The sequence below is a fragment of the Amycolatopsis echigonensis genome (assembly GCF_014174495.1).
GTDB lineage: Bacteria > Actinomycetota > Actinomycetes > Mycobacteriales > Pseudonocardiaceae > Amycolatopsis > Amycolatopsis echigonensis.
On sequence record NZ_JACJHR010000108.1, the window covers coordinates 1 to 23,400 of the forward strand.

The 23,400-nt window shown below is 70.5% G+C and carries 23 protein-coding genes; 11 read left to right on the forward strand and 12 right to left on the reverse strand.

The features are described 5' to 3' along the window. A partial coding sequence (locus H5411_RS41150) for an ABC transporter ATP-binding protein (RefSeq protein ID WP_183126975.1) occupies nucleotides 1–430 on the forward strand: 430 nt, incomplete at its 5' end. Further along, the gene (locus H5411_RS41155) at nucleotides 427–2,724 is read left to right on the forward strand and encodes an FtsX-like permease family protein (RefSeq protein ID WP_101439538.1); all 2,298 of its coding nucleotides are present in this window, start codon (nucleotides 427–429) and stop codon (nucleotides 2,722–2,724) included. The genes H5411_RS41150 and H5411_RS41155, both read left to right, overlap by 4 nt. A 79-nt stretch (nucleotides 2,725–2,803) precedes the next feature. Here H5411_RS41155 and H5411_RS41160 read toward each other — a convergent pair whose 3' ends face one another. The 3 genes from H5411_RS41160 to H5411_RS41170 are packed head-to-tail and all read right to left on the reverse strand — an operon-like array spanning nucleotide 2,804 to nucleotide 6,125. Continuing rightward, a complete protein-coding gene (locus H5411_RS41160; protein ID WP_101439539.1) occupies nucleotides 2,804–3,874 on the reverse strand; it encodes a saccharopine dehydrogenase family protein in 1,071 nt (356 codons plus the stop codon). Next, nucleotides 3,871–4,755: an alpha/beta hydrolase gene (locus H5411_RS41165; protein ID WP_101439540.1), complete on the reverse strand. Its 885-nt coding sequence runs from the start codon at nucleotides 4,753–4,755 to the stop codon at nucleotides 3,871–3,873. The genes H5411_RS41160 and H5411_RS41165 overlap by 4 nt, the downstream gene beginning before the upstream one ends. Next, nucleotides 4,752–6,125, reverse strand: a complete 1,374-nt coding sequence (locus H5411_RS41170) for a flavin-containing monooxygenase (protein ID WP_101439541.1) — start codon at nucleotides 6,123–6,125, stop codon at nucleotides 4,752–4,754. The genes H5411_RS41165 and H5411_RS41170 overlap by 4 nt, the downstream gene beginning before the upstream one ends. Before the next feature lie 90 nt (nucleotides 6,126–6,215). On the opposite strand from H5411_RS41170, the gene H5411_RS41175 reads away from it, so the two are divergent. After that, entirely contained in the window at nucleotides 6,216–6,857 is a 642-nt protein-coding gene (locus H5411_RS41175; RefSeq protein WP_101439542.1) for a TetR/AcrR family transcriptional regulator, read from the forward strand. Between the two features lie 18 nt (nucleotides 6,858–6,875). Here the strand turns inward: H5411_RS41175 and H5411_RS41180 are convergent, their stop codons facing one another. Beyond that, nucleotides 6,876–7,313, reverse strand: coding sequence for a hypothetical protein (locus H5411_RS41180; protein ID WP_208637526.1), 438 nt, complete (start codon nucleotides 7,311–7,313; stop codon nucleotides 6,876–6,878). 61 nt (nucleotides 7,314–7,374) lie between these two features. Further along, a complete protein-coding gene (locus H5411_RS41185; RefSeq protein WP_101439544.1) occupies nucleotides 7,375–8,175 on the reverse strand; it encodes an IclR family transcriptional regulator in 801 nt (266 codons plus the stop codon). Nucleotides 8,176–8,233: 58 nt separating this feature from the next. On the opposite strand from H5411_RS41185, the gene H5411_RS41190 reads away from it, so the two are divergent. The 6 genes from H5411_RS41190 to H5411_RS41215 all read left to right on the forward strand — a co-directional run bounded on the left by H5411_RS41190 (nucleotide 8,234) and on the right by H5411_RS41215 (nucleotide 13,610). Next, nucleotides 8,234–9,334 carry a mandelate racemase/muconate lactonizing enzyme family protein gene (locus H5411_RS41190; RefSeq protein ID WP_101439545.1) on the forward strand — a complete coding sequence of 367 codons (1,101 nt, stop codon included), beginning with the start codon at nucleotides 8,234–8,236 and terminating at the stop codon, nucleotides 9,332–9,334. After that, the gene (locus H5411_RS41195; protein ID WP_101439546.1) at nucleotides 9,331–10,506 is read left to right on the forward strand and encodes an iron-containing alcohol dehydrogenase family protein; all 1,176 of its coding nucleotides are present in this window, start codon (nucleotides 9,331–9,333) and stop codon (nucleotides 10,504–10,506) included. Before H5411_RS41190 ends, H5411_RS41195 begins: the two co-directional genes overlap by 4 nt. 189 nt (nucleotides 10,507–10,695) lie before the next feature. Continuing rightward, nucleotides 10,696–12,393: an APC family permease gene (locus tag H5411_RS41200; RefSeq protein ID WP_183126977.1), complete on the forward strand. Its 1,698-nt coding sequence runs from the start codon at nucleotides 10,696–10,698 to the stop codon at nucleotides 12,391–12,393. 65 nt (nucleotides 12,394–12,458) lie between these two features. Continuing rightward, entirely contained in the window at nucleotides 12,459–12,698 is a 240-nt protein-coding gene (locus tag H5411_RS41205) for a hypothetical protein (protein ID WP_101439548.1), read from the forward strand. Nucleotides 12,699–12,771: 73 nt separating this feature from the next. Continuing rightward, a complete protein-coding gene (locus H5411_RS41210; RefSeq protein ID WP_101439549.1) occupies nucleotides 12,772–13,185 on the forward strand; it encodes an SRPBCC family protein in 414 nt (137 codons plus the stop codon). After that, nucleotides 13,182–13,610, forward strand: a complete 429-nt coding sequence (locus tag H5411_RS41215; RefSeq protein ID WP_101439550.1) for a MarR family winged helix-turn-helix transcriptional regulator — start codon at nucleotides 13,182–13,184, stop codon at nucleotides 13,608–13,610. The genes H5411_RS41210 and H5411_RS41215 overlap by 4 nt, the downstream gene beginning before the upstream one ends. 338 nt (nucleotides 13,611–13,948) lie before the next feature. Here the strand turns inward: H5411_RS41215 and H5411_RS41220 are convergent, their stop codons facing one another. The 6 genes from H5411_RS41220 to H5411_RS41245 all read right to left on the reverse strand — a co-directional run bounded on the left by H5411_RS41220 (nucleotide 13,949) and on the right by H5411_RS41245 (nucleotide 18,811). Beyond that, a complete protein-coding gene (locus H5411_RS41220; protein ID WP_101439551.1) occupies nucleotides 13,949–15,088 on the reverse strand; it encodes a hypothetical protein in 1,140 nt (379 codons plus the stop codon). A 213-nt stretch (nucleotides 15,089–15,301) separates the two neighbouring features. Next, nucleotides 15,302–17,092 carry an APC family permease gene (locus H5411_RS41225; protein WP_101439552.1) on the reverse strand — a complete coding sequence of 597 codons (1,791 nt, stop codon included), beginning with the start codon at nucleotides 17,090–17,092 and terminating at the stop codon, nucleotides 15,302–15,304. A gap of 81 nt (nucleotides 17,093–17,173) precedes the next feature. Then, nucleotides 17,174–17,473, reverse strand: a complete 300-nt coding sequence (locus tag H5411_RS41230; RefSeq protein ID WP_101439553.1) for a DUF3040 domain-containing protein — start codon at nucleotides 17,471–17,473, stop codon at nucleotides 17,174–17,176. Beyond that, a complete protein-coding gene (locus tag H5411_RS41235; RefSeq protein WP_101439554.1) occupies nucleotides 17,467–17,787 on the reverse strand; it encodes a DUF3618 domain-containing protein in 321 nt (106 codons plus the stop codon). Before H5411_RS41235 ends, H5411_RS41230 begins: the two co-directional genes overlap by 7 nt. Next, nucleotides 17,784–18,194: a phage holin family protein gene (locus tag H5411_RS41240; protein ID WP_167442072.1), complete on the reverse strand. Its 411-nt coding sequence runs from the start codon at nucleotides 18,192–18,194 to the stop codon at nucleotides 17,784–17,786. Before H5411_RS41240 ends, H5411_RS41235 begins: the two co-directional genes overlap by 4 nt. A 53-nt stretch (nucleotides 18,195–18,247) precedes the next feature. Further along, the gene (locus tag H5411_RS41245; RefSeq protein WP_101439555.1) at nucleotides 18,248–18,811 is read right to left on the reverse strand and encodes a hypothetical protein; all 564 of its coding nucleotides are present in this window, start codon (nucleotides 18,809–18,811) and stop codon (nucleotides 18,248–18,250) included. A 118-nt stretch (nucleotides 18,812–18,929) separates the two neighbouring features. Between H5411_RS41245 and H5411_RS41250 the strand changes: the two genes are divergently transcribed. Next, nucleotides 18,930–19,349: a CBS domain-containing protein gene (locus H5411_RS41250; RefSeq protein WP_101439556.1), complete on the forward strand. Its 420-nt coding sequence runs from the start codon at nucleotides 18,930–18,932 to the stop codon at nucleotides 19,347–19,349. A 180-nt stretch (nucleotides 19,350–19,529) separates the two neighbouring features. Beyond that, nucleotides 19,530–20,387 (forward strand): SDR family oxidoreductase, encoded by an 858-nt coding sequence (locus H5411_RS41255; protein WP_183126979.1) that lies wholly within the window; start codon nucleotides 19,530–19,532, stop codon nucleotides 20,385–20,387. A gap of 67 nt (nucleotides 20,388–20,454) precedes the next feature. Here H5411_RS41255 and H5411_RS41260 read toward each other — a convergent pair. Then, nucleotides 20,455–23,400 (reverse strand): FAD-binding and (Fe-S)-binding domain-containing protein (locus tag H5411_RS41260; protein WP_376772283.1); only part of this gene is annotated, 2,946 nt, incomplete at its 5' end.

Here is a 23,400-nt window from a genome sequence, read left to right on the forward strand (position 1 = left end):
ATTCGGCTTCGTGTTCCAGTTCGGCCAGCTCGTGCCCGAGCTGACCTGCCTGGAGAACGTCGCGCTTCCGCTGCGGCTGACCGGGGCTAAGCGGGGGCCCGCCGAGGGCAAGGCGAGGGAATGGCTCGCCCGGCTGGAGGTCGACAACCTGGCGAAGCGCCGCCCGGGCGACGTCTCCGGCGGGCAGGCGCAGCGGGTCGCGGTGGCGCGGGCGCTCGTGACCGGGCCGAAGGTCGTCTTCGCCGACGAGCCGACCGGCGCGCTCGACTCGCTCAACGGCGAGAAGGTCATGCAGATGCTCACCCAGGCGGCGCGGGAAACGCACGCCGCGGTGGTGCTGGTGACCCACGAACCGCGGGTCGCGGCGTACTCCGACCGCGAGATCGTGGTCCGGGACGGGCGCACGGTCGACCGGGAGCTGGTCGCATGACGCGGGATCTGCTGCTGGGACTCCGGCTGGCCGTCGGGGGCGGCCGGATGTCCGGTTCGGCGCTCCTGCGGCTCGCGATGACCGCGTTCGGGATCGCGCTCGCGGTCGCCGTGCTCCTGCCCGCCGCCTCGGTGAGCCACCTGGTGAACGCGCGGGCGGACCGGGCGGCGGCGATCAAGCAGGACACGACGGTGCGGGAGGGGATCGCGCCGCTCGCGACCTATCGCTGGTACCCGTCGGTCGGCGCGGACTACGTCCAGCTGACCGCGGTCGCGCCGACCGGGCCGAACTCGCCGGTGCCGCCGGGGCTTTCCCGGCTGCCCGCGCCGGGCGAGGTGATGGTGTCGCCCGCGTTGGCGGAGAAGCTGAACTCGTCCGAGGGCGCGTCGCTCAAGGCACGGCTGCCGGGGACCGTGGTCGGCCAGATCGCCGAACCGGGCGTCGCCGACGCCGCCGACCTGACGGCGTACTACGGGTCGACCGCCACGGAGATCAAGGCCGAAGGGGAGAACGCCAGCAGCGTTTACTCCTACGGCAAGCCGCCCGAAGGGTTCGCGCTGTCGGCGGTGATGTGGATGGTCGTCGCGCCGATCGCCGCGGTGCTGCTGCTGCCGCTGCTGATCTTCGTGACCACCGCGTCGCGAATGGGCGCGGCGCAACGGGAACGGCGGCTCGCCGCGCTGCGGCTGATCGGGGTGGACGCCCGGCAGATCAAACGGGTCGCGGCGGCGGAATCGCTGGTCGGCGCCGTGATCGGGCTCGTGGCGGGCGGTGCGCTGTTCTCCGCGCTGCGGCCGTTCATCGGGGACTGGCTCCCGTTCGGCCTCCGCGTGTTCGCGGACGACTTCACGCCATCGTGGGTGTCCTTGCTGGTGATCGTGCTGCTCGTGCCCGGTCTCGCGGTCGGCTCGGCGCTGTTCGGCCTGCGCCGCACGATCGTCGAACCGCTCGGGGTGGTCCGGCAGGGCAAACCGGTGCGGCGGCGGATGTGGTGGCGCTGGACGATCACCGGCGTCGGTGCCGTGTTCCTGCTCGGGACGCTCGTCGTCTCGCCGGGGTCGGGGGACCAGGCCGCGGCGCTGGCGCTCGCGGTGGGCAGCGTGTTCCTGCTGATGGGCGTCGCGGCGCTGCTGCCGTGGCTGGTGGAACGGATCGTCGAACGGCTACGGGGCGGTCCGCCGTCGTGGCAGCTCGCGGTGCGCCGGCTGCAGCTCGACAGCGGCACCGCCAGCCGGGTGGTGTCCGGGCTGGTCGTTGTGCTGGCCGGGACGATCCTGATCCAGGGCGTGCTCACGTCGATGACCGACCGCACCTCCCGGTCGTACGAGACGCCGCTGGGCGTCGCGGCCGCGCCGGTGCGGGTGGACACGACGAGTGCGCACGAGGCGGAAGTCCGCGAGCGGCTGGCCGGAGTGGCCGGGGTGACCGGCGTGCACAGCGGCCAATCCCTGCAGCTCCAGGCGGGCGAACGGGAGGTCTACGGCACCGTTGGGGACTGCGTGGCGCTGAAGACGCAGGCGAATATCGGCGACTGCGCTGACGGGGACGTGTTCTACGTGGCGGGCGCGTCGTCGCAGGCCGCTCCGAAGGGCGAGTACCAGCTGACCGGCTACCAGAACGGCAGGACGGTCCAGGGTCCGAAGTGGACAGTCCCGGACAATGTCCGGGTCGTGCCGTCGGGCAACACCTCGAAGGCGGCGGCCAGCAGCCTGCTGGTCACGCCCAGCGCACTCGGCGGCGTCAAGCCGCCGACGGAGCGCACGCTGCTGTTCGTGGAAGGCACCGGCAGCGTGGACGCTTTGATCGACCGGGTCGCGACCGCGGTGCGGCCGCTGGCGTGGAAGGCGGAAGTCAGCAAGACGGACTATATGGCCGACTACGCCGGCCGCGACGACCGGATGCTGGCGAGCTTCCGTGCCGTGCTGCTCACCGCGTCGCTCTTCGTGCTGGCGGTGGCCGCGATGAGCCTGCTGATGCTGTCGATCGAGCAGATCAGCGAACGACGGCGTCCGCTCGCGGCGCTGTCCGCGGCGGGCGTGCCGATCGGGGTGCTGGCCAGGGGATCCCTGTGGCAGACCGCGGTGCCGGTGGTCGTCGGGGTGGTGCTGGCGGTCGGGGCCGGGCTGGGCTTGACCGCGCCGATCCTGCGGCTGGCGAAAATGCCGATGATGGTGGACGGCGGGGTCCTGGCCGGACTGGCCGGGGCCGCGGTCGCCGCGGTGCTGCTGGTGACGGCGTTGACGTTGCCGCTGCTGCGCCAGGTGACGAGGTTGGACACGTTGCGGTCGGAGTAGGCCGGGGGTGGGTCCGGGAAGGGCTCCTTGAGGGAATCGGATTCCTTCGGGGAGCCCTTTCCGGCTTTCGGCGGCTGGCTCAGGGTTTCTGCCGCACCAGGCCGAGTTCCGCGCATCCGTCCCGAAGCGGCTCCAGACCGAACGCGTCGACCGGCCCCACCACCCCCGGCTTCGACGGTCCTTCGGTGCTCAACCGGAGCGCGGCCCAGGCCAGCAATTCCCCGGTGAGCGTGTACGCGTTGGGGCCCTCCAACCGCACCTCCACCCGGGAATCGGCGACCGCGACGACCTGCGCGCCGGTTTTCGCCCGTGCCGCCGCGTCCGGCCCGCCGGGCGGACCCGTCATCGGCCCGCTCACCGCACGCACCAGCGGCCCCGCGACCGTGGCCAGTGCGGAAATCGCAGGCATCGCCCGGCTCAGCGCCGGAAACCATCCATTGTAGACAGTCACCTCGTCGAGCGACGGAAAGTTCCGGGGCAGGAAAAGCACTTCGGTCCCGGAAACCAGAAAAGCCGACTTGGACCGTCCGCGAACCGGAAAAGCACGCACCCGGCTCCCGGTCCGTTCCTCGACCAGCCGCCGGCCTCGCCACCGCAGCGACGGCAGGGTCAATCCGTCCCGCATGGTCGTCCGGGTGCCCTGGCTCAACCCGCGGTAAAACGGTCCGGTCGCGAAATACCCGATCTCCAGCGAGCGCACGCCCTCGCCCGCTTCCTGGGCGGCCAGCGCCCCGGCGAGGATTCCCGGAACGTAGTCGTAACCGAAAGCCGGAACCATCGCCGCGCCGGTTTCGACTGCTCGTTCATGGTGCCGCTCCCGCACAGTCCGGACGAAGCCGACTTCGCCCGTCGAATCAAGGTAGTGCGCCCCGGCCTCGGCGGCGGCCTGCGCGGCCGCGTGCCCGATCCGGTCGAACGGGCCGACGGTGGCGATCAGCACGTCCCCGGGCCCGGCCAGCGAGCGAAGACTCGCCGGGTCGTTGACATCCGCGACCGCGATTTCGAGGTCGCCGTGGTCCGACGCGAGAACCTCCAGCGCGGCCCGGTTGCGCCCGGCCAGGACCGGCCGCACTCCGCGCCGCACCAGCGACTCCAGGACCAGGCCGCCGGTGTAACCGGTCGCCCCGAACACCACGATCCGGCCGGTCATGCCGCGGCCACCGGAACGTGCCGACGGAGGAAGTCAACCTGGTCCGCGACCACTCGTTCGAACGGATCGCCTTGGTAGATCGCGAAATGCCCGTCCGGATAAGTCCGAACCTCCCCGCGCGGCGCGCGGGCGGCGTACCGCAGCGTCGGTCCGGAAGGAGCGACGGAATCCTTCTCGCACACCGCGAACAACGTCGGCACCTCGATCCGTCCTGTCCCGCGCCCCGGCCGGTACCGGAGAATGTCGAACACCACCCGAGCCGCGACCTCGTTGCGGAAATCGCTGCCCGGCGGCACCAGCGCAAGGTACCCCGGCTCGGCGTCGGGCGCGGTCATCAACGCGGTGCCTCGCGGAGGACCGGCGGTGGCGATCAGGTGCGGCGGCCGACCGAGCCAGTGCCCGACGACGTCCCGGGCGGCGGCGACGGTCGCCTTGACCGAGCTGGCCGGGTGCATCGCCAGCGCGGACGCGATGCCGTCGGTGAACGGGCATTGCGCGATGGCCGCGACGAGCCCGGCCGGACGGCTCGCGGCGGTGCTGAGCACGTGCCCGCCGCCGAAGGAGGTACCCCAAGCAATCACCCGGTCGCCGTCGACCTGGGGAAGCGTGCGAGCGTACGCGATCGCGGCGGTCCAATCGGCGAGTTGTTTCCGCGGCGACAGCAGGTGACGCGGAGTGCCTTCGCTGTCGCCGAAATGCCGGTAATCGAACACGAGACACGCATAACCGGCAGCGGCGAAGCGTTCGGCGTACGCGGCGAGTCCCATCTCGCGGACCGCACCGAGACCGTGCGCCATCACGATCACCGGCGGGTTCTCGTTCACGGGCAGGTAAAGCGTTGCCGCGCACTGCTGATCCTCGACCGGGAAGGACACGTTCACGCGCGGATCTCCTCTCGGGCAGCGGCGCTGGCGACCGGGCGGTCAGCGGGGGTGCGGCCCGCCGGACGACGCGCCCCGCGCCGGCGTTCGAGCCGAAGGTCGCGCATGTAGTCGTCGTAGTCAACCTGGATGGTGTGCCGTTTGGAAGCGACGTACCGCCGCGAGATCCGTCGCCGGTGCCGGTCGATTTCGCGCTCCATCTCGGCCGCGCCGGGCAGGTGGTAGCGGCCCTGCAGATGGTCGGCGATCAGCAACGCCTGGCGTTCCGCGATCGGCATGATCGCGCCGAGCGGCTGCACCAGCCCGACGAAGTACAACCCGGGCACGCCGGGGTGGAAAACGCGCCGGTACAGGCGGATCTCGTTGTCGCCGGAGGGATCGAGGAAATCCCGGTCGAAGAACGGGAAGCTGATCTTGTACCCGGTGCAGAACACCACCAGGTCCGCGGCGACCCGCCGGCCGTCGGTGAACACGACCTCGTCGCCGTCGAACCGCTCGATGTTCGGCACCGGCGTGATCGCCCCGTGCGCGAGCCGGTCGAGGATCCGGCTGGACATCGTCGGATGCGCCTGCGCGAACTTGTGGTCCGGTTCGGGAAGTCCGTACCGGGTCATCGGCCCGGTCGCCGCCGCCATCAGCTTGCGCGCGACCGGCCAGCGCAGCGCCGAGGGGAGCCATTCCTTGCCCGCGATCTGGTCGTACGGCTTGCCCCACACGTATTTCGGGATCACGTGCACCCCGCGCCGCGCGGAAAGATACGTCGCCGCGGCGTGATACGAGGCGTCCACGGCGATGTCCATCGCGGAATTGCCCATGCCGACCACCACGACGCGCCGTCCGGCCAGCTGCTCTTCTTCGGTGTAGGAATGCGAGTGCATGATCTCGCCGCGGAATCCTTCGGCGCCGGGGAACATCGGCTCCGGCATCCGCGGATCCCAATGGTGGCCGTTCGCGACGAGCACCGCGTCGTACCGCTCGGTGTCCCCGGTGGACAGCGTCACGGAGAAACTGCCGTCCGGCTCCGGCTCGACGTGTGCGACGCCGGTGCCGAACCGGATGCGGTCGCCGAAGCCGAAGTGGCCCACGTACGCGGCGAAGTAGTCGGCGATCTGGTCGTGCCGGGCGAAGTCGGGCAGGTTCTCCGGCATCGGGAAGTCGCTGAACTCCATCCGCTGCCGCGAGGTGTTGATGTGCAGGGACCGGTACGCGGCGGAGACCCCGTTGCGGTTGCCCCACACCCAGTTCCCGCCGACCCGGTCGGACAGTTCGCAGCAGTCCACCTCGATGCCGCGCTCGGCGAGCACCTTGACGGCGGCGATCCCGGACGAGCCCGCGCCGACGACGCAGACCCGGAAGCTGTTCGCGGACATGCGCTCTCCTCCTTGTGACCGGTGGTCATATGACCGGTGGTCATAGAGTACGATCGAGGCCAGGGGAGAGTCAAGGCGAGGAGGTCGGCGGTGCCGACGGGAACGTGGGAGCGGCTGCCGGAGAAACGGCGGGCGGCGGTGCTGGCGGCGGCCGAGGCGGAGTTCGCGGCGCGCGGTTTCAGCGGCGGCAGCCTCAACACGATCTGCCGTGAGGCCGGGGTGTCGAAGGGGAGCCTTTTCCAGTACTTCACCGACAAGGCCGACATGTACGTCCACCTCGCCGAGCTGGCGAGCGTGCGGATCCGCACGGCCATGGAGGCCGAGATCGCGAAGCTCCCGTGGGACGAGGATTTCGCGGGTGCGCTCGACGAGCTGCTCGACGCGTGGGTGCGGTATTTCTACGACCATCCGCTCGAACGCGCGATGACCGCCGCGGCCAACCTCGAACCCGATCCGACCGCGCGCACGCCGGTGCGCGAGGCGGTCAACAGTCATTACCTCGCGGTGCTGCGGCCGCTGGTCGAACGGGCGGTGGCGGCGGGGCAGCTGCGTGCGGACACCGACGTCGAGATCGTGTTGTCGTTGCTGCTGCTGGTCTTGCCGCATCTGGCGCTGGCCCCGCACGTCGAGGGGCTGGATCCGCTGCTCGGCCTGGTGGAGGGCGATGCCGACCACGCGGCGGCGACCGCGCGCCGGCTGACCGGGGCGATGCTGGCGCCGTATCTCCGCTGAGCGATGCGAGCGGGAGGCTCAGCCCGGAATCCGCGCCCCGCGCAGGTACGCCGCCAGCCGGATCCGCAACCCGCGCAGGTCGCGCAAAGCGAGCGGCAGGTGATAGGCCGGGCGGTAGCCCACCGCGGTGCCGGATTCCCCGCACGGTCCGGCGAAGTACACGAACCCGTCGTCGTGGTCGCGGCGGGCGGGGGACCACGGCTGGTCCTGCCAGGCGCGGGCCGCGGCGTGGCTGGCGATCCAGTAGCTCGGCGCCTTCATCGTCTCGGCGATCGCGGCGGCGAACCCGGCGGCGTCGGTGTCGCTGACGCCCAGGCCGCGGCCCGGCCACAGGCGCGGCAGCACCCGGTCGGCGGTGTGGTCTTCGAGCCACGGCGCGCAGGCGAAGATCGCGCGCGTCCCGTCGACCGAGACCGACCAGCGTTGCATGGCCGCAGTGGGCGGGATTTCGTACATGGCGACCACCTGCCGGGCAAACGACGGTTTGGCGAAGCATAAATGAACGGGAGGCGGCGGTTCATCCCGGTGCGCCGAGCGCGGCGGAAATCCGGTCGGCGACGGTGCGGGTGAACCGGCCCGCCGCGGGCAGCCGTCCGCCGAGACGCGATTTCGGCGCGGACACGTTGACCGCTGCGACAATGTCGCCCCGGAAGCCGTACACCGGCGCGGACACCCCGACCAGTCCCGGCTCGAACTCCTCGTCCACGGTTTCGTAGCCGCGTTTCCGGATCCCCGCCAGCTTCCCGGCCAGCCGGTCGAGGGTGAGCGGCGGGGGTTCCTGAGTCGAGCCGGGCAGGTCGGGGAGCGGGTGCGCGGCGCCGCCGGCGAAGGTCCGCCACCATTGCCCGACGGTTTCCTCGTCCCATTCGCTCAATAACACCCGTCCGGGTGAGGTCGTGAACGGGTCGACGCCGACGCCTTCCCAGCCGAGTCCGCGAAAAGCATGGGACGCGAGTTCGCTTCGGAGGGTGAACACCTGGCCGGCGCGCAGAACGCACAGATGCGTGGTTTCGTTCAACCGCGCCACGATCGTCCGCAGAAATGGCGCGGCCAGGTGCGCGAGATGCGTTTCGGTGGCGTGCGTGGCCAAGGCGAACAGCCGCCAGCCCGGCCGGTACGCGCGGGTGTGTTCGTCGCGCGACACCAGACCGGCGTCGGCGAGCGTCGCGAGGGCCCGCGAGACCTGTGCCTTGTCCCTGCCGGACAGTTCGGCTATGCGGGACACGCCGAGTCCGTCGCGCGCTTCCGGCAGTGCGAGGACTTCGAGCAGGTCGACGTCGCGGACCAGCCCCGAACCGTAGGTGCGCTGGTTCGCCATGTTGAGGACTGTGCAACAACGATTGGGCAGCAGTCAATCCGCGGTTACCGTCCGGAGAGTGAAGATCGCCGACATCCAGCTGCTGCCCGGGACGCTGCCGCTCGATCCGCCGTTCGACGCCGCCTGGGATCCGGTTCCGCGCACCCGCTTCGACGCGACGGTGGTCAAGGTCGTGACCGACGAGGGCGTGGTCGGCTACGGCTCCGGCGACACGATGGCCGGGTTCGAGCCGTACGCGGAGCTGTTCCTCGGGCAGGATCCGATGGCGATCAGCCGGCACGTCCGGGCGCTGGAGACCATCGCGTTCCACGCCGGGCGGTACTGGCCGTTGGAGATCGCGTTGTGGGACGTCATCGGGAAGGTCCTCGGCGTTCCGGTCGCGACGCTGTTCGGCGGCGCGGCGGACGCGATCCCGGCGTACGCGTCGACCGGCCGGATCCTGCCCGCCGAGCAGCGGGCCGAGGTGATGGCCGGGATCCGCGACCAGGGCTTCCCGGCGGCGAAGATCCGGCTGGCCGCGGACGATTTCGCCGGGGGAATCCGCACCATGCGGGCGGTCCGGGAAGCGGTCGGACCGGAGATGACGCTGATGGCCGACCTGAACCAGGCGTGGCGGATGCCCGGCGACGTGCGGCCTTCGCTCGACCCGGCGGCGGTCCGCCGATTCGCGGCGGCGCTGCGCGAACTGGACGTGTTCTGGCTCGAGGAACCGCTGCCGCTGGACGACCGGCCCGGTCTGCGCGCGGTGCGGGACACCGGGATCCGCGTCGCCGGGGGAGAAATGGTCCGGACCTTCGGCGAGCTGCTGGACCTGGTCGGCTCCGACGCCCTCGACGTCTACCAGCCCGACGTCGCGCTCGCCGCCGGAATGCTGCGCGCCCGCACGCTCGCCGAGCTGGTGCTGGCGCGCAACCGGCTCTTCACGCCGCACACCTGGTCCAATGGCCTCGGCCTGCTCGCGAACCTGCACGTGACCGCGGGCGTCGGCGGGGGACCGTACCTCGAATTCCCTTACGACCCGCCGGTGTGGACGCCGGAACGCCGCGATTTCCTGCTTGCCGCCCCGCTGGACATCGACGCGGACGGCCTGCTGCACGTGCCGTCCGCGCCAGGGCTGGGCATCGCGGTCGACGAGGAACGGTTCGGGAGGAAGCCATGACAGAGACTCAGATCCCGGCCATCGACATCGGCCCGTACCCGGCCGCCACCTTCGCCGCCGGCGCCGTCGAACAGCTGCCGCGGTTGGTCCGGACGACCGGCGCGCGGAAGGCCGTTCTGGTCAGCGACCGCGGTCTGGCCGCGACCCCGTTGCCGGAGCGGGCGGTCCAGCTGTTGCGGCAAGACGGGTTGGCGGTCGAAGTTTTCTCCGAGGTGCACCCGAATCCCACGACCGACGACGTCGACGCGGGCGGCGCCTTCGTGCGCGCCGCCGAAGCGCAAGCGGTGATTTCGCTGGGCGGCGGGTCCGCTTTGGACGCCGCGAAGGCGATCGCGCTGGCCGCCGTCAACGACCGCCCGGCCGCGGAATTGAGCTGGAGCACCGAAGCGTCGGCGGATCTGGTGCCCGCGTTGCCGATCGTCGCGATCCCGACGACTTCCGGCACCGGGTCGGAGTGCAACGACCTCGGCGTCATCACCGACCCCCGGCAGCAGCGCAAATGCTACCTCGGCGGGCCGACTTGCCTTGCCCGGTACGCACTTCTCGATCCCGCGCTCACGCTGAGCCTGCCGCCGAGCGCGACGGCAGCCGCCGGAATCGACTGCCTGACCCACGCGGTGGAGTCTTTCCTTTCCGCCCGGCCGAATCCCTGGGCCGATGGTCTGGACCTGCAAGCCGTCCGTTTGGTCGCGGGCAACCTGCGCCGCGCGGTTTCGTCCGGCGGAGATCTGGAGGCACGGGCAAACCTGATGCTCGCCGCGCACACCGCCGGCCTGGCGATGCGGACGACCGGGCTCGGCCTGGTGCACGGCATCGGGCACTCGCTGGGCGGCCGGTTCGACCTGCCGCACGGCCTGGCGTTGGCCTTGGTGCTCACCGAATGCCTGCGGTTCAACCGTGCGGTGCGGGAAGACCGCTTGGCGCGCCTGGCGGAGCCGCTGGGGGTCGCCGACGGCCGGGAATCGGCCGCGCACAACGCGGACGCGGCGATCGCGGCGGTCGAACGCCTGGTCGCGGAGGTCGAGCTGTCCGGACGGTTGCGCGAATTCGGGATCGGCGAAGGAGATCTGCCGGATCTGGTGGCCGACACGCTGGCGGACGGGGTGCTGGCGAACACCCCGCGCGAGGTCTCGGCGGCGGACGTGACGGGGATCCTCCGCGCGACCTGGTAGTCCGGCGCGGCAAACCGGCGATGTCGGACATAGTTCGCGAATACCGTTGTGCGGCAACGGCAATCCGAGCAGGATCCCGACCCGGCGTCGAATGGTGCACAAGGTAACAATCCTATGTCCGCTTATTCTGCGCGCGCCGTCGCGGAGGGACAGTGGAAGCGGACCGCCGACCCGGCAGGAGGCCGTGACATGAGCGAAGCCGGAACGACCGAACAGCCCTTCCCGGCCGTCGTCGCGGGCGACGACAAACGGCTCAAGAAGCACTTCGGCCCGATCGGGCTGCTGTTCACCGCGGTGGGGTCGATCATCGGGTCCGGATGGCTCTTCGGCGCGCTCAACGCGGCGGAGCTCGCCGGGCCCGCGGCGATCGTGTCGTGGGGGATCGGCGCGGTCATGTTCGTGCTGATCGGGATGACGTACGCCGAATTGGGCACGATGTTCCCGCATTCGGGCGGCGTCGCGCGGTTCCCGCACTACTCGTTCGGGTCGTTCGCGAGCTTTTCGATGGGCTGGGTCACCTGGATCGCGGCGGCCGCGGTGTCGCCGATCGAGGTCCTCGCGGTCGTCCAGTACGCCACGAATTACCTGCCCTGGCTGGAAAAACTCGACGCCGACCGCAACGCCGTGCTCACGCCGGCGGGCACCGGGATCTCGGTGCTGCTGCTGGCGGTCTTCGTGCTGGTGAATTTCTTCGGCGTGCGCTGGTTCTCCCGGATCAACAACGTGCTCGTGTGGTGGAAACTCGCCATCATCGCGCTGGTGATCGTCGTGTTCCTGGTGACCGCGTTCAATACCGGGCATTTCACGGACTACGGCGGGTTCGCTCCGTACGGCACGCACGGGATCTTCTCCGCCGTCGCGAGCGCCGGCATCGCGTTCTCGTTCTTCGGTTTCCGGCAAGGCGTCGAGCTGGCGGGGGAGACGGCCAATCCGAAACGCAACGTGCCGCTGACGCTCATCGGTTCGGTCGTGCTCACCGGGATCCTGTACGTGCTGCTGCAGATCGCGTTCATCGGCGCGGCCCCGTCCGACGCGATCGGCAAACAGGGCTGGGAGCACGTCGGCGCGAACTTCACCGCGGGCAGCGACGTCCTGGCCACGTTCGGCCCGCTCGCCGCGATCTCGAGCGTGCTCGGCATCGGCTGGCTGGCGACGCTGCTGTACGCCGACGCGATCATCTCGCCCGGCGACACCGGGTTGATCTACACCGGCGTCACCGCGCGCATCTCGTATGCCATGGGGCGCAACGGAAACGCGCCGTCCGGGCTCGCGAAGGTGAACTCCGCGGGCGTCCCGTGGGTGAGCCTGATCCTGGCGTTCGTCGTCGGCTGCTTCTTCTTCCTGCCGTTCCCCGGCTGGAACAAGCTGGTTTCGTTCGTCACGAACAGCACCGTGCTGTCGTTCGGGTCCGGGCCGCTGGTGCTGCTGGCGATGCGCAGCCAGCTGCCGCGCCACACCCGCCCGTTCCGGCTCGGGCGCGGTTTCACGTGGGCGGTCGCGTTCCTGGCTTTGTTCTCCACCAACCTGATCATCTACTGGACCGGCTGGGACACCAACTGGAAACTGTTCGTGGTGATCGTCTTCGGCTACGTCCTGCTCGCGCTGCACCAGGCCTTCGCGAAGAAATCGCCGAAGCTGGACTTCCGGCACGGCTGGTGGGTGCTGGTGTGGTTCGCCGGGCTCGCGGTCATCAGCTACCTGGGCACGTATCCGGAGGCGTCCAAGCACGCCGGAAACCTGGGTGTCCTGGACTTTTCGCTGGGAGCGGTCGCGTCGTTGGTGCTGACCGCGGTGGTGATGGCGCTGGCGCTGCGGAGCGCGCTGCCCGGTGAGCGGGTGAGGGAGATCCTGGCCGAGCGCCGGGAGGCGGACGAAACCCCTGCGTGAGGTGCGGGCATAACCCGGCCGGTGGCGCTTACGGCGGTCTCGCCCCGGGTTGCTTCAGCGGCACGATGACCGAGCACTTCCACGGTGTCGACGCGGGGGAACGCAAGACTCCGGTGCTCGCCTGCGCGTGCGGGTCCTGGGGCTGCTGGCCGCTGCTGGCGCGCATCACCGTGACCGAGGACGAGATCGTCTGGGATTCGTTCGGGCAGCCGCATCGCCCGGCGCGGGATTACCGCGGGTTCGGGCCGTTCCGGTTCGCGCGCGCCCAGTACGACGCGGCGGTGCTCCGGTTCGAGTCCGCCTGACCGTGGCGTTCGGCTCTTGCCAGTTAGTCTCCGCGCAGATAGTCTCTGCGCAGACTAACTGGGAGGAACGATCATGTGGACCACTGACTACAGCGCCGACACCGCGGCGAGCCCGGAGGCGGTGTGGGCGGCGTTGCGCGCCCTGCACAGCGGCACGCCGTTGAGCGAGCGCAGCGACCGGTTCGAGTTGCACGGGCCGTTCGAGAAGGGGACCGAGTTGTCGGTCACGCCGCGGGGGCAGGACACGTTCCGTTCGCGCATCACGGAGCTGACCGAGAACGAGGTCTACGAGGACGAAACGCGGTTCGGCGAGGTGGTGCTGCGGTTCCGGCACACGCTTGCCCCGCTTTCCGGCGGCGGCACGCGCGTCACGCACCGGCTCGAAATCGAGGGGGAGGCGGGGCCGGAACTGGGGCCGCGGATCAGCGAGGACTTTCCGGTCGCGATGAGCGATTTGCTGGCCAGTGCGGAGCGGTCCGCGCGATGACGCGGTTCGCGGGTCCGGGGGACAGTCCGGGTTTCCTGCTGTGGCACGTCACTTTGGCGTGGCAGCGGCGGATCCGGCAGACGCTCGAACCGCTGGGCCTCACGCACGTCCAGTTCGTGCTGCTCGCGTGCTGCTGGTGGCTCGAAACGCACGGAACGCCGCCGCGGCAGCAGGAACTGGCGGCGCAGGCGGGCACCGACATCAAGATGACGTCCCAGGTGATCGCCCGGCTGGAGGCGGCCGGGCTGGTGACGCGGACGGTCGACGCGGGCGACACGCGCGCGAAACTGGTGCGGCTGACCGAAAAGGGCCGCGACCTGGCCGGGCGGGCGGTGACCGCGGTGGAGCGGGTGGACACGGAGATGTTCGGTGCGGAGGCCGGTCCGTTGCTGCGGACGTTGCGGTCGGTGCTCGACGCGGAGTGATCCTGGCGCGCTCGACGGGCGATTCTGCCGTTGCGGTCGTCCTGCGGGCGTGGTCGGGCGGAGTACGTTGCGGCAGAAGGTTTTTGCCCGGCCAGTAGGCGGGTTCATCGCCTCGGGCAGGGGCGGCGGCGTCGCCGTGAAGGCGCTCCGGCCCGCCTAGCGGGCTGCGGTCAGTCTCAGGGGCTGGCTTCGGCGGCGATCTCCTGATCGAGCGCGAAACTCCGCGCCAGGACCGGTATTTCGAGGTGGCCTGGACCCGCTGGACGCCGTCGCCATCCGAGCGCGCGAACGAGCCCCGCCTCGCCGAGCAGCGGAGACGGGGCCCGTTCAGGCACAGTTCAGTGCGCCGCGGCCAGCGCCGCCGTCGCGGGCGGCATCAGCTTCGGGTATTCCTTCTGGAACCGCTCGATCATCTTCGCGGACGGGATGATCCGGTTCGGGTTGTTCTGGTTCACGGCCTGCTTCTCGCCCCACGCGCCGGCGGCCTTGCGCTGGTCGGGGGTGCCGTGGCTGTGGTAGCAGTCGCCGATGGAGGCGTCGAGGTAGGTGACCTCCTGCTGGGTGCGGGCGTTCCACGCCTCGCCCTTGGCGTGCGCGACGAAGTAGCCGCCGTAGGCGTCCGGGCCCATCTCGGCGGATTCGTTGCGCGGGTAGTTGTCGTGCGCGAAGTCGACCTGGTGCCCGTACTCGTGGCCGACGACCGCTTCCACCGACACGTCGTCGAAGCCCAGGTGGTTGACGACATCGAGCAGTCCGTCGCCGAGCATGACGCGCTTGCCGCCGAGGCTGTCGGCCGGGGCGGAGAACGCGTTCAGGGTCAGCAGCGGGTTCCGGCCGCCCTGCAGCGCCGGGACCTCGTAGAGCACCTTGGTCGCGAGCGCGCCCGCCTCGGCCGCCCGCTTCGGGTCGAGGCCGAGTTTGAACGTCTGCGTCGTGCGTTCCTGGCTGCCGAGGTCGGTGCCCTTCCACGCGACCAGCTGGATGTTCCAGCTCTCGATGTCCCAGAAACCGCGCAGCTTGTCGATCGTCGCGCCGGCGCGCGGCGTGTACTGGCCGTCGGTGCCGAAGACTTGCGGGGTTTTGTCGCTGGCGACGGCCTGGGCGTAGAGCTGGCCGATCGCGCTCAGCGCGCTGAGCGCCTTGTTCTCGGTCGGGCTCAGCGCGGACGCGAGCTTGTTCGCATACGTCAGCAGCGATCCCTCGGTGCAGCCCGGGATCGGGCCCTGCGCGGCGTGCGCCTGCTGGCCCGGCCGCTTGACCGGCGAGTCGAACAGCGGGTCGACGCCTCGCAGCGCGTTCGCGGGCAGGCCGTTGTAGAGGTCTTCGACGTCCTGGTACAGCTGCGCGATGTCCTGCTCGACCGACGTCGGCCCGGCCTGCGGCGCCGCGGTCGCCGGGACGGCCGTGGCCATCGTCAGCGCCGCGAGGGTGCCCGCCGCGGCGAGCGTTCTGCCGAGAATCCTGGTCCGTTTTCGCATGGGCCCCTCATTCCGGTTTCAAGATCACCAAGTACTCGCAACCCTAAGACGATCTTGGGCGCGGAAACCGCGACGAGGGAAAGAACCCCGGGATGGCCCACGCCTTTCGGCGGGTTTTCGCCCTGCGGACATCGGCCGAAAGTACTAGCGGGCAGCTCGGGCGGCTGCCCTGGAAAACCGGGCATTCGGGGAAACGGGACGAAAGGGGCTTCGCTAAGCCCCGATCCGGAAGCGCATCCGGCAGACCACGGCGTCGGAACGGCGGCGCAGCGCCCGGGCCAGCACCGCGCCGCGGCGGTTCTGCAGGACGCGCTGCCAGACGTGCTCCGGCTCGACCTCGGCGACGAGAACGAAGACATGGCACCCGTCGTGGCGGCGGAGGTGTTCCACGATCGGCTCGCCGAGACGGCGGCGTTCGTCGTGCAGCTGGACCAGCGTGACGTCCGGGAGCCATCGTTCCCACGCTTCCACGAACTCGCGCGCTGACGCTTCCTCCTCGGGGTGCGTCACGTGGACGGCCTCGACGTGGTCGCCGAGCGAGAGGGCGGCGGCGAGCGCGTCGCGGGTCAGCCGCGACACCGTGTGGACCGGGACGACGACCAGCGACCGGTTCGGCCTCGGCGGGGGCGGGATGCGCCCGAGTTCGAGACGTTCGCCGATGCGGCGGTAGGTGCGGTGGACCGATTCCATCAGCAGCACGAGCACCGGCAGCGCGACGACGATCAGCCAGCCGCCTTCGCCGAACTTCGTCGTGGTGACCACGATCGCGGCGAGCCCGGTGAGAAGTGCGCCGAAACCGTTGAGCGCGGCCTTTCCGCGCCAGCCGCGCGGGCGCGTGCGGAACCAATGCCGCACCATTCCGGTTTGCGACAACGTGAACCCGACGAACACGCCGATCGCGAACAGGGGCACCAAAGTGTTCATGTCGCCGTTCGCGAGGATCAGCAGCAAAGCCGAAGCGAGAGCGAGGAAACCGACGCCGTAGCGGTACACCTGGCGTTCGGCGGGCAGGGCGAAAACGTGCGGGAGATTGTGGTGTTTCGCGAGCAATTGGGCCAGCACCGGAAGCCCGCCGAAGGACGTGTTCGCGGCCAGCGCCAGCAGGACCACGGTGGAGAATTGCACCACGTAGTAACCGAAGCCGTTCCCGAGCGACGCGGCGGTCACCTGTGAGAGCACGGTCGCTCCGTCGGCGGGGCGGATCGAGAACTTCCCGATCAGCGCGGCGATCCCGAGCAGCATCACCGCGAGCAGCCCGCCGAGCGCGACCTCCGCTCGCTGCGCCCGGCGCACGCGCGGTGCGCGGAACGAGGGGACGGCGTTGGCGATCGCTTCGACGCCGGTCAGCGCGGCACAGCCGTTCGCGAAAGCTTTGAGCAACAACAGGATTCCGACCGTCTGGAGGTTTGCGGCTGATCCGGTCGAGACAGCTGCGGCCGGAGCGGCACGGAAGAGGCCGACCACGACGACGGTGAGGATCGATCCGACGAACACCGCCGTCGGCACGACGAACATCCGCGCGCTTTCGGCGATGCCGCGGAGGTTGACGCCGGTGATGAGCGCGAGCACGCCGAGGCAGAGCCACAGCTTGCCGGGCAGCAACGAGGGAAACGCCGAGGTCAGGGCCGCGACCCCGGCGGCGACTGACACCGCGACATTCAGCACGTAGTCGACGATGAGCGCCGCCGCGGCGACGAGCGACGCTCGGCGGCCGAGATGGGCGCGGCTGACGCCGTAGGCCCCGCCGCCGTCCGGGAACGCGGCGATGACCTGCCGATACGACAGGGTCAGCACGGCGAGCAGGACGGCGATCGCGACCGTGACAGGCAGCGTGAAGCCGAGCCCCGCTCCACCGGCGACGGCCAGGACGAGCACGATCGCCTCGGGTCCGTAGGCGACCGACGCCATCGCGTCGAGGGACAGCGCGGCGAGGCCGCCGACGACGGAAAGCCGGTGCCGGTCGGCGGCTCGCGGCGTTTCCGGGCGGGACAGAATTGCGGTCACCCGCTCAGGCTGGCCCGCAGGACCCTCCGGAGGAGCGGTCGTTGACGGTTTCCTGACAGTGATCTAGCGGATCTTGCGGACCTAGCGGATCGAGCGAACGCGGATCATCGCGAGGATCCGGCTTGCCAATGCCGCACCGCGAACGGCCCGCCCGAGCACCGCGAGCCCGACGACCCCGGCCACGATCATGCCCGGCCGCGTGTCGAACGCTCCGGTGGCGATCAGCACCACGCTGGTGATCGTCGACAGGATCTCCAGCGCGGAGCGGCGACGGCGCCGACGCCCGGATCCGCGGGCCAGTTTCGCGCTGAGCCGCGGATCCGTGGCGGACAAACCGCGTTCGATTTCTTTCAGCGCACGCTGTTCCCGATCGGTCAGCATGCGCCCCCCTGCTTCCGGTGCGCGTGCCGGCGGCGGAGCAGGAAGCGGAGCACGACTACGCCGCCGAACACCGCCGCGAACAGCGGAAGCGGGTTGTTCCGGACCGCCTCCGCCCCCGCGCGGACCTTCTCCGCCGCCGGGGCCGAGACGGTCTTCTCGACCTGTTCGGCCGCCCGGTCGATCGTCGCGTCGACCTTCTCGCCGGCTCGCGTGCGGACGTCCAGCTTCTGTCCCAGCGCGTCCAGCGTTTCGGCCAGTTCCTCCCGGGTGACGTCCCGGTCCGCCCGGGCCTCTTCGACCTTGCGTTCGGTCATGACCGCACCTGCTTCATCGTCTCGACGTCCTCGCGCACCCTTTCCACGGATTCCTCCGGCACCGGCGGCGCGGCGCTGCTCGCCTCCTTGCCGCCGATCAGCGCGGCGAGCCCCGCGACCACTAGCAGCGCCCCTCCGACGATCAGCGCCGACAGCCAGCCAGGCACGACGAGCGCCAAGGCGAGCACAGCCGCGGCGATCAGGGTCGCGCCGCCGAGAAGGGCCAGCACGCCGGCGAATCCGACGAGCCCGGCCCCGATGCCGAAGCGCTTCCCCTTCGTCTGGAGTTCGGCCATCGCCAAGCGGAATTCGTCTTGGAGCAGGCGTTTGATGGACGTGGTCAGATCGGCCGCGAGGTCCGCGGTGGACTTCTCGTGCGCGGGCGTCCGGTTCATTTCCTCCAGCACGGCTTCCTCCCTTCCTTTTCGGGGCGTACCCGGCCCGCGCGCGGCGAAACCGGTCAGCGCCCCGCGGATTCCAGCTCGGCGAGGGCCTCGCGGAGCGCGTCGACGACCCAGTCGTGGCCCAGCGGCAGCGGGCTCGGGACCTGGTCGTGCGGATCGTCGGAACTGTGGGCGAGCACCTGGACTTCGACCCCGGAGTCGCGCAGCGCGGCGATCTCGGCGTCGTGCCGGACCAGCCAGGCTTCGTCGGCGACGGCGGCGTCGCCGGGGCTGAGCAAGCCCTCGGCGGCCGGGTCTACGAGAAGGACGGATCGCACCGACGCCGGATGCTCGGCGGCCAGCTGCAGCGCGTCGGCGGCGAGCGGGCCGCTCGTGACGAGGTCGCTGCGCTCCGGCGAGGCAAGGGTTTCGGCGGTTTCGCGCCACGCGCCCTCGACCGGGATCCGGCACCAGAGGATTTCGTGGTTCTCGGCGAGCGGCCGCCAGGTGGCGGGCAGGCCTTCGTGCTTGGCCGCGCCGGCCGGGTCGAGCACGACCAGCCGGGGCGCGCCCGACCGGCCTGCGGTGACCAGCGGCGGGCCCTCCGCGCGGACCGGGTCGGGCGGGAACGGTTCTGGCATGTCGGCTCCTTCCACGAGCCTCCGGTTACCCGGGCCGGCGAAGGAGAAACAGCTCGGCAGGCGTAACGGCCGCGAACGTGGGTAGCCGGAGAGTGACCGGAGGAAGGGAGACGATCTCATGACCACTGCCCGCGACTTGATGACGCCGAACGCGGTGTGCGTGCGCGAGTCGGAGACCGTGCACGACGCCGCGCAGAGGATGGCGGCCGAGCAACTGGGCGCGCTGCCGGTGTGCGGCGAGGACAACCGGCTCAAGGGCATGCTGACCGACCGCGACATCGTGGTAAAGGTGATCGCCGAGGGCAAGGACCCGCGCGCGGTGCACGCCGGCGAGCTCGCGCAGGGGGAAGCGGTGACGATCGGCGCGGACGACGACGTCGCCGAGATCCTGCAGACCATGTCGCAGCACCGGGTGCGCCGGCTGCCGGTGATCGACGGCCACGACCTGGTCGGCGTCGTCGCACAGGCGGACGTCGCCCGCGCCCTGCCCAATCCGGACACCGGAGTGCTGGTGGAGGCGCTTTCGCACGACTACTGATCGTCCCCCGGTTTGCCGGCCGCGGACCCGGGTAACCGCCGGGCATCCGCAGAGCGGGCCAGGGGGCGAGGGGCCGCGCAACTGTCGCAGGGGGACGGTTGCGCGGCTTTTCCCGCGATTGAACCGCGACGCAACGGGTAGCCGGAAAGGAACAGAACCGACTTTCCGGGGAGGACTCCCGTGGCAGACCGCATCCGACCGCCGCAGCAGCAGGACCCGCCGGGCACCACGGCGGAGATGGATCCGCGGCCGCGCGATTCGATGACCGACTACGAGGGCCGCGGCCTGCTCGCCGGACAGCGCGCGCTGATCACCGGCGGCGACTCCGGGATCGGCCGCGCCGTGGCGATCGCCTTCGCGAAAGAAGGCGCGGACGTCGCGATCTCCTATCTCAACGAGGACGAGGACGCCGAGTACACCGCGGACCGGGTGCGCGCCGAGGGCCGGGAATGCCTGCTGCTGCCCGGTGATCTCGCCGACGCGAGCCACTGCCGGGAGATCGTCGACAGCACGGTGTCCGAATTGGACGGACTGGACATCCTGGTCAACAACGCGGCGACGCAATGGCCGGTCGACCGTCCCGAGGACTTGACCGAAGAGCAGTGGATGCACACGTTCGACGTGAATCTGCACAGCTACTTCCGGGTGACCGCCGCCGCTCTGCCGCATCTCGGCGACGGCGACGTCATCATCAACACCGGGTCGGTGAACGGCTTGCGCGGCAACAAAAGCCTCATCGACTACTCGGCGACGAAGGGCGCGATCCACGCCTGGACGTACGCGATGGCGCAGGCGCTGGCCGACCGCGGGATCCGGGTGAACTGCGTCGCCCCGGGTCCGGTGTGGACACCGCTGATTCCGTCGACGTTCCCGCCGGAGAAGGTGGAGAAGTTCGGTTTGCAGGCTCCGTTCCAGCGGGCGGCGCATCCGGACGATCTCGCGCCGTCGTATGTGTTCCTCGCGTCGAACCGGTTGTCGTCCTACTACAGCGGCGAGGTGCTGGCCGCTTTGGGCGGCGAAACCATGCCGGGCGGATAACCGCGGTCCGGTCCGTGAAGGGCTCCTTGCGGGAACCAGATTCCCGCAAGGAGCCCTTCACGGACGTTTACCGGTCTTTCGAGGCGAGTCCCGCGGCGAGGAGCTCGGCGAGGTGGATGCCCTCGCGCCCGCCGCTGTCCAGCTCGTGCAGCTGAGTCCGGCAGCTGAATCCGTCGGCGAGCACAGCCGTCCGCCGGTCCGCCTTGCGTACCCGGGGCAGCAGCACCCGTTCCGCGCAGGCCTTGCTGACTTCCAGATGACCCCGCTCGAAGCCGAAGTTCCCGGCGAGGCCGCAACAACCCGAATCGAGTCGCTCGACGTCCACCCCGGCCGCCTGCAGCAGTTCCCGGTCCGCGTCCCAGCCCAGCACCGCGTGCTGGTGGCAGTGCACCTGAGCGAGCGCGTGTCCCGGGATCTGCGGCGGCCGGTAGCCGGGGGAGTGCTGGGTCAGCAGCTCCGCGAGCGTCACGGTCTGGTCCCGCAGCCGCCGGACGTCCTGGTCGCCGGGGAACAACTCGGCCGCGTCGGAGCGGAAGACCGCGGTGCAGCTGGGTTCCAGGCCGAGCACCAGGCCGCCGTCCCGAAGATGCGGCGCCAGCGTGCGCACGGTGCGGGTCAGGACCCGCTTGGCGACTCCGAGCTGTCCGGTGGAAATCCAGGTCAGGCCGCAGCACACGGACGGTTCCGGCAGCGTGACCCGCCAGCCCGCGTCCTCCAGTACGCGCACCGCATCCTCGGCGACGTGCGGATGGAAGTACGAGGTGAAGGTGTCCGGCCACAACAACACCGTGCCGCGCGCTCCGGTGCCGGCGGGTCGGTGCCGGGCGAACCAGCGCGGCAGGGTTTTCGGGGCGAAGCGGGGGATTTCCCGGTCTTCCACGCCCGCGGCACGCGTCGCGAACCGGGTTTTGCCCAGCAGGTTCACCAGCCGCGCCGTGTGGGTTTTGGACACCAACCGGGCGACGAGCGGCAGCCAGCCCATGCTGAAGTCCGACCGCGGCCGTTTCCAGGGCCGGCCGGCGTAGTGGTGGGCCAGGAATTCCGCCTTGTAGGTGGCCATGTCCACGTCGGCCGGACAGTCGGATTTGCAGCCCTTGCAGGAAAGACACAGATCGAGCGCGTCGCGGACCTCGGTGGAGCGCCAGCCGTTCGAGATCGGGCCGTCGTGGTGTCCGTTGAGCATCTCGAAAAGCATCCGGGCACGGCCGCGCGTGGAGTGTTCCTCCTCGCCGGTGACCTGGTACGACGGGCACATCACGTCGCCGCTTTCCGAGGTGGTCTGCCGGCAGCGGCCGACGCCGACGCACCGGTTGGCGGCCTGCGAGAACGAGCCGCCGTCGTGCGGGAAGCGGAAGTAGAGGTCCTGCGGCTCGGCGGGGGACCACGAGCCGCCGAGCCGCAGGTTTTCGTCCAGCGAGTACGGCGCGACGACCTTGCCCGGGTTCATCCGGTCGGCCGGGTCGAAGATCGCCTTCAGCTGGCCGAAAGCGGTGACCAGGTCGTTGCCGAACATCCGCGGCAGCAGTTCGCCGCGGCTCTGCCCGTCGCCGTGCTCGCCGGAGAACGAGCCGCCGAACTCCGCGACCAGGTCGGCGGCCCGTTCCATGAACCGCCGGTAGGTCGCGACGCCGGACGCGGTGTAGAGGCCGAACGGGATCCGCGTGTGCACGCAGCCCTGTCCGAAGTGGCCGTACAGGCTCGGCCCGGTTTCGTCGGCATAGCCGAATTCCGCGTACAGCGCGTCCAGGCGGCGGAGGTAGTCGCCGAGTTTCTCCGGCGCTACCGCCGAATCTTCCCATCCCTCGAAGGTGTCCGCCTCGCCGGGGACGTGCGCGGTCGCGCCGAGCCCGGCCTCGCGGACCTGCCAGAGTTCGGCCTCCTTGGCCGGATCGTCGAGGAAAGCGACGTCCGTGCCCTCGACGGAGTCGAGCAGCCGGCGAGCCTGCTTGTCGGCCTCCTCGAGCGTCTGCGCGCCGAACTGGACCATCAGGAACGCCCGACCTCGCGGCAGCTCCTCGCGAGCTTTTTCGTTGAGGTGCTTCAGCCGCTCGTCGTAGAGAAGCCGGTGGTCGACGCCTTCGAGCGCGATAGGTTCGTGCTGCAGGATGTCCGGCACCGCGTCGGCGGCGGTCGCGATGTCCGGATAGCCGAGTACGACCAGCGCGCGCTCGGGCAGGACCGGCACCAGTTTCAGTTCCGCGCGCAGGACGGTGACCAGGGTCGATTCGCTGCCGACGAGCAGCCCGGCGACGTCGAAGCCGTGTTCGGGCAGCAGCGAGTCGAGGTTGTAGCCGGACACCCGGCGCGGGATGTCCGGGAAGCGGCGGCGGATCTCGTCGGCGTACTCGTCGCGCAGCCGGCGCAGCTGCCGGTAGACCGCGGCGCGCCGGTCGCCGTGGTGCTCGATCTCGGCGTACTCGTCGTCGCTCGTTTGGCCGCACCAGAACCGGGTTCCGTCCGCCAGCAGCACTTCCAGGCGCACGACGTTGTCGACGACCTTTCCGGTGCGCTGGGCGGTCGCGCCACAGGAGTTGTTGCCGATCATGCCGCCGAGGGTGCAGTTCATGTGCGTCGCCGGCTCGGGGCCGAAGCGGAGCCCGGTGTCGGCGAGCTGCCGGTTGAGGTCGTCCAGCACGATCCCCGGCTGCACGACGCAGGTGCGGCGCTCGGCGTCCACGGACTCCAGCTTGGCGCAGTACTTCGACCAGTCGAGCACGACCGCGGTGTTGGTGCACTGGCCGGCGAGGCTCGTCCCGCCGCCGCGCGAGAGCACGGGCGCGCCGAACTCCCTCGCTACGGCCAGTGCTTCGACGGCGTCGTCGGGAGAACGCGGCACGACGACGCCGAGGGGGATCTGGCGGAAATTGGACGCGTCGGTCGAGTAGGCGGCGCGGCTGCCGTCGTCGAAGCGGACCTCGCCCTCGACCCGTTCCCGCAAGGCGGCGGCGAGCGCTTCGAGGTCGATCTCGGCCGGTTCCGGCACGCGAACGACGGGATCGGGGAGTTCAGCGGT

What these genes read in the sequence shown, in the direction of transcription:
- H5411_RS41155 (WP_101439538.1), top strand. Translation starts at nt 427, where the DNA reads ATGACGCGGGATCTGCTGCTGGGACTCCGGCTGGCCGTCGGGGGCGGC.
- H5411_RS41160 (WP_101439539.1), bottom strand. Translation starts at nt 3,874, where the DNA reads ATGACCGGCCGGATCGTGGTGTTCGGGGCGACCGGTTACACCGGCGGC.
- H5411_RS41170 (WP_101439541.1), bottom strand. Translation starts at nt 6,125, where the DNA reads ATGTCCGCGAACAGCTTCCGGGTCTGCGTCGTCGGCGCGGGCTCGTCC.
- H5411_RS41180 (WP_208637526.1), bottom strand. Translation starts at nt 7,313, where the DNA reads ATGTACGAAATCCCGCCCACTGCGGCCATGCAACGCTGGTCGGTCTCG.
- H5411_RS41185 (WP_101439544.1), bottom strand. Translation starts at nt 8,175, where the DNA reads ATGGCGAACCAGCGCACCTACGGTTCGGGGCTGGTCCGCGACGTCGAC.
- H5411_RS41195 (WP_101439546.1), top strand. Translation starts at nt 9,331, where the DNA reads ATGACAGAGACTCAGATCCCGGCCATCGACATCGGCCCGTACCCGGCC.
- H5411_RS41200 (WP_183126977.1), top strand. Translation starts at nt 10,696, where the DNA reads ATGAGCGAAGCCGGAACGACCGAACAGCCCTTCCCGGCCGTCGTCGCG.
- H5411_RS41205 (WP_101439548.1), top strand. Translation starts at nt 12,459, where the DNA reads ATGACCGAGCACTTCCACGGTGTCGACGCGGGGGAACGCAAGACTCCG.
- H5411_RS41210 (WP_101439549.1), top strand. Translation starts at nt 12,772, where the DNA reads ATGTGGACCACTGACTACAGCGCCGACACCGCGGCGAGCCCGGAGGCG.
- H5411_RS41215 (WP_101439550.1), top strand. Translation starts at nt 13,182, where the DNA reads ATGACGCGGTTCGCGGGTCCGGGGGACAGTCCGGGTTTCCTGCTGTGG.
- H5411_RS41220 (WP_101439551.1), bottom strand. Translation starts at nt 15,088, where the DNA reads ATGCGAAAACGGACCAGGATTCTCGGCAGAACGCTCGCCGCGGCGGGC.
- H5411_RS41230 (WP_101439553.1), bottom strand. Translation starts at nt 17,473, where the DNA reads ATGCTGACCGATCGGGAACAGCGTGCGCTGAAAGAAATCGAACGCGGT.
- H5411_RS41235 (WP_101439554.1), bottom strand. Translation starts at nt 17,787, where the DNA reads ATGACCGAACGCAAGGTCGAAGAGGCCCGGGCGGACCGGGACGTCACC.
- H5411_RS41245 (WP_101439555.1), bottom strand. Translation starts at nt 18,811, where the DNA reads ATGCCAGAACCGTTCCCGCCCGACCCGGTCCGCGCGGAGGGCCCGCCG.
- H5411_RS41250 (WP_101439556.1), top strand. Translation starts at nt 18,930, where the DNA reads ATGACCACTGCCCGCGACTTGATGACGCCGAACGCGGTGTGCGTGCGC.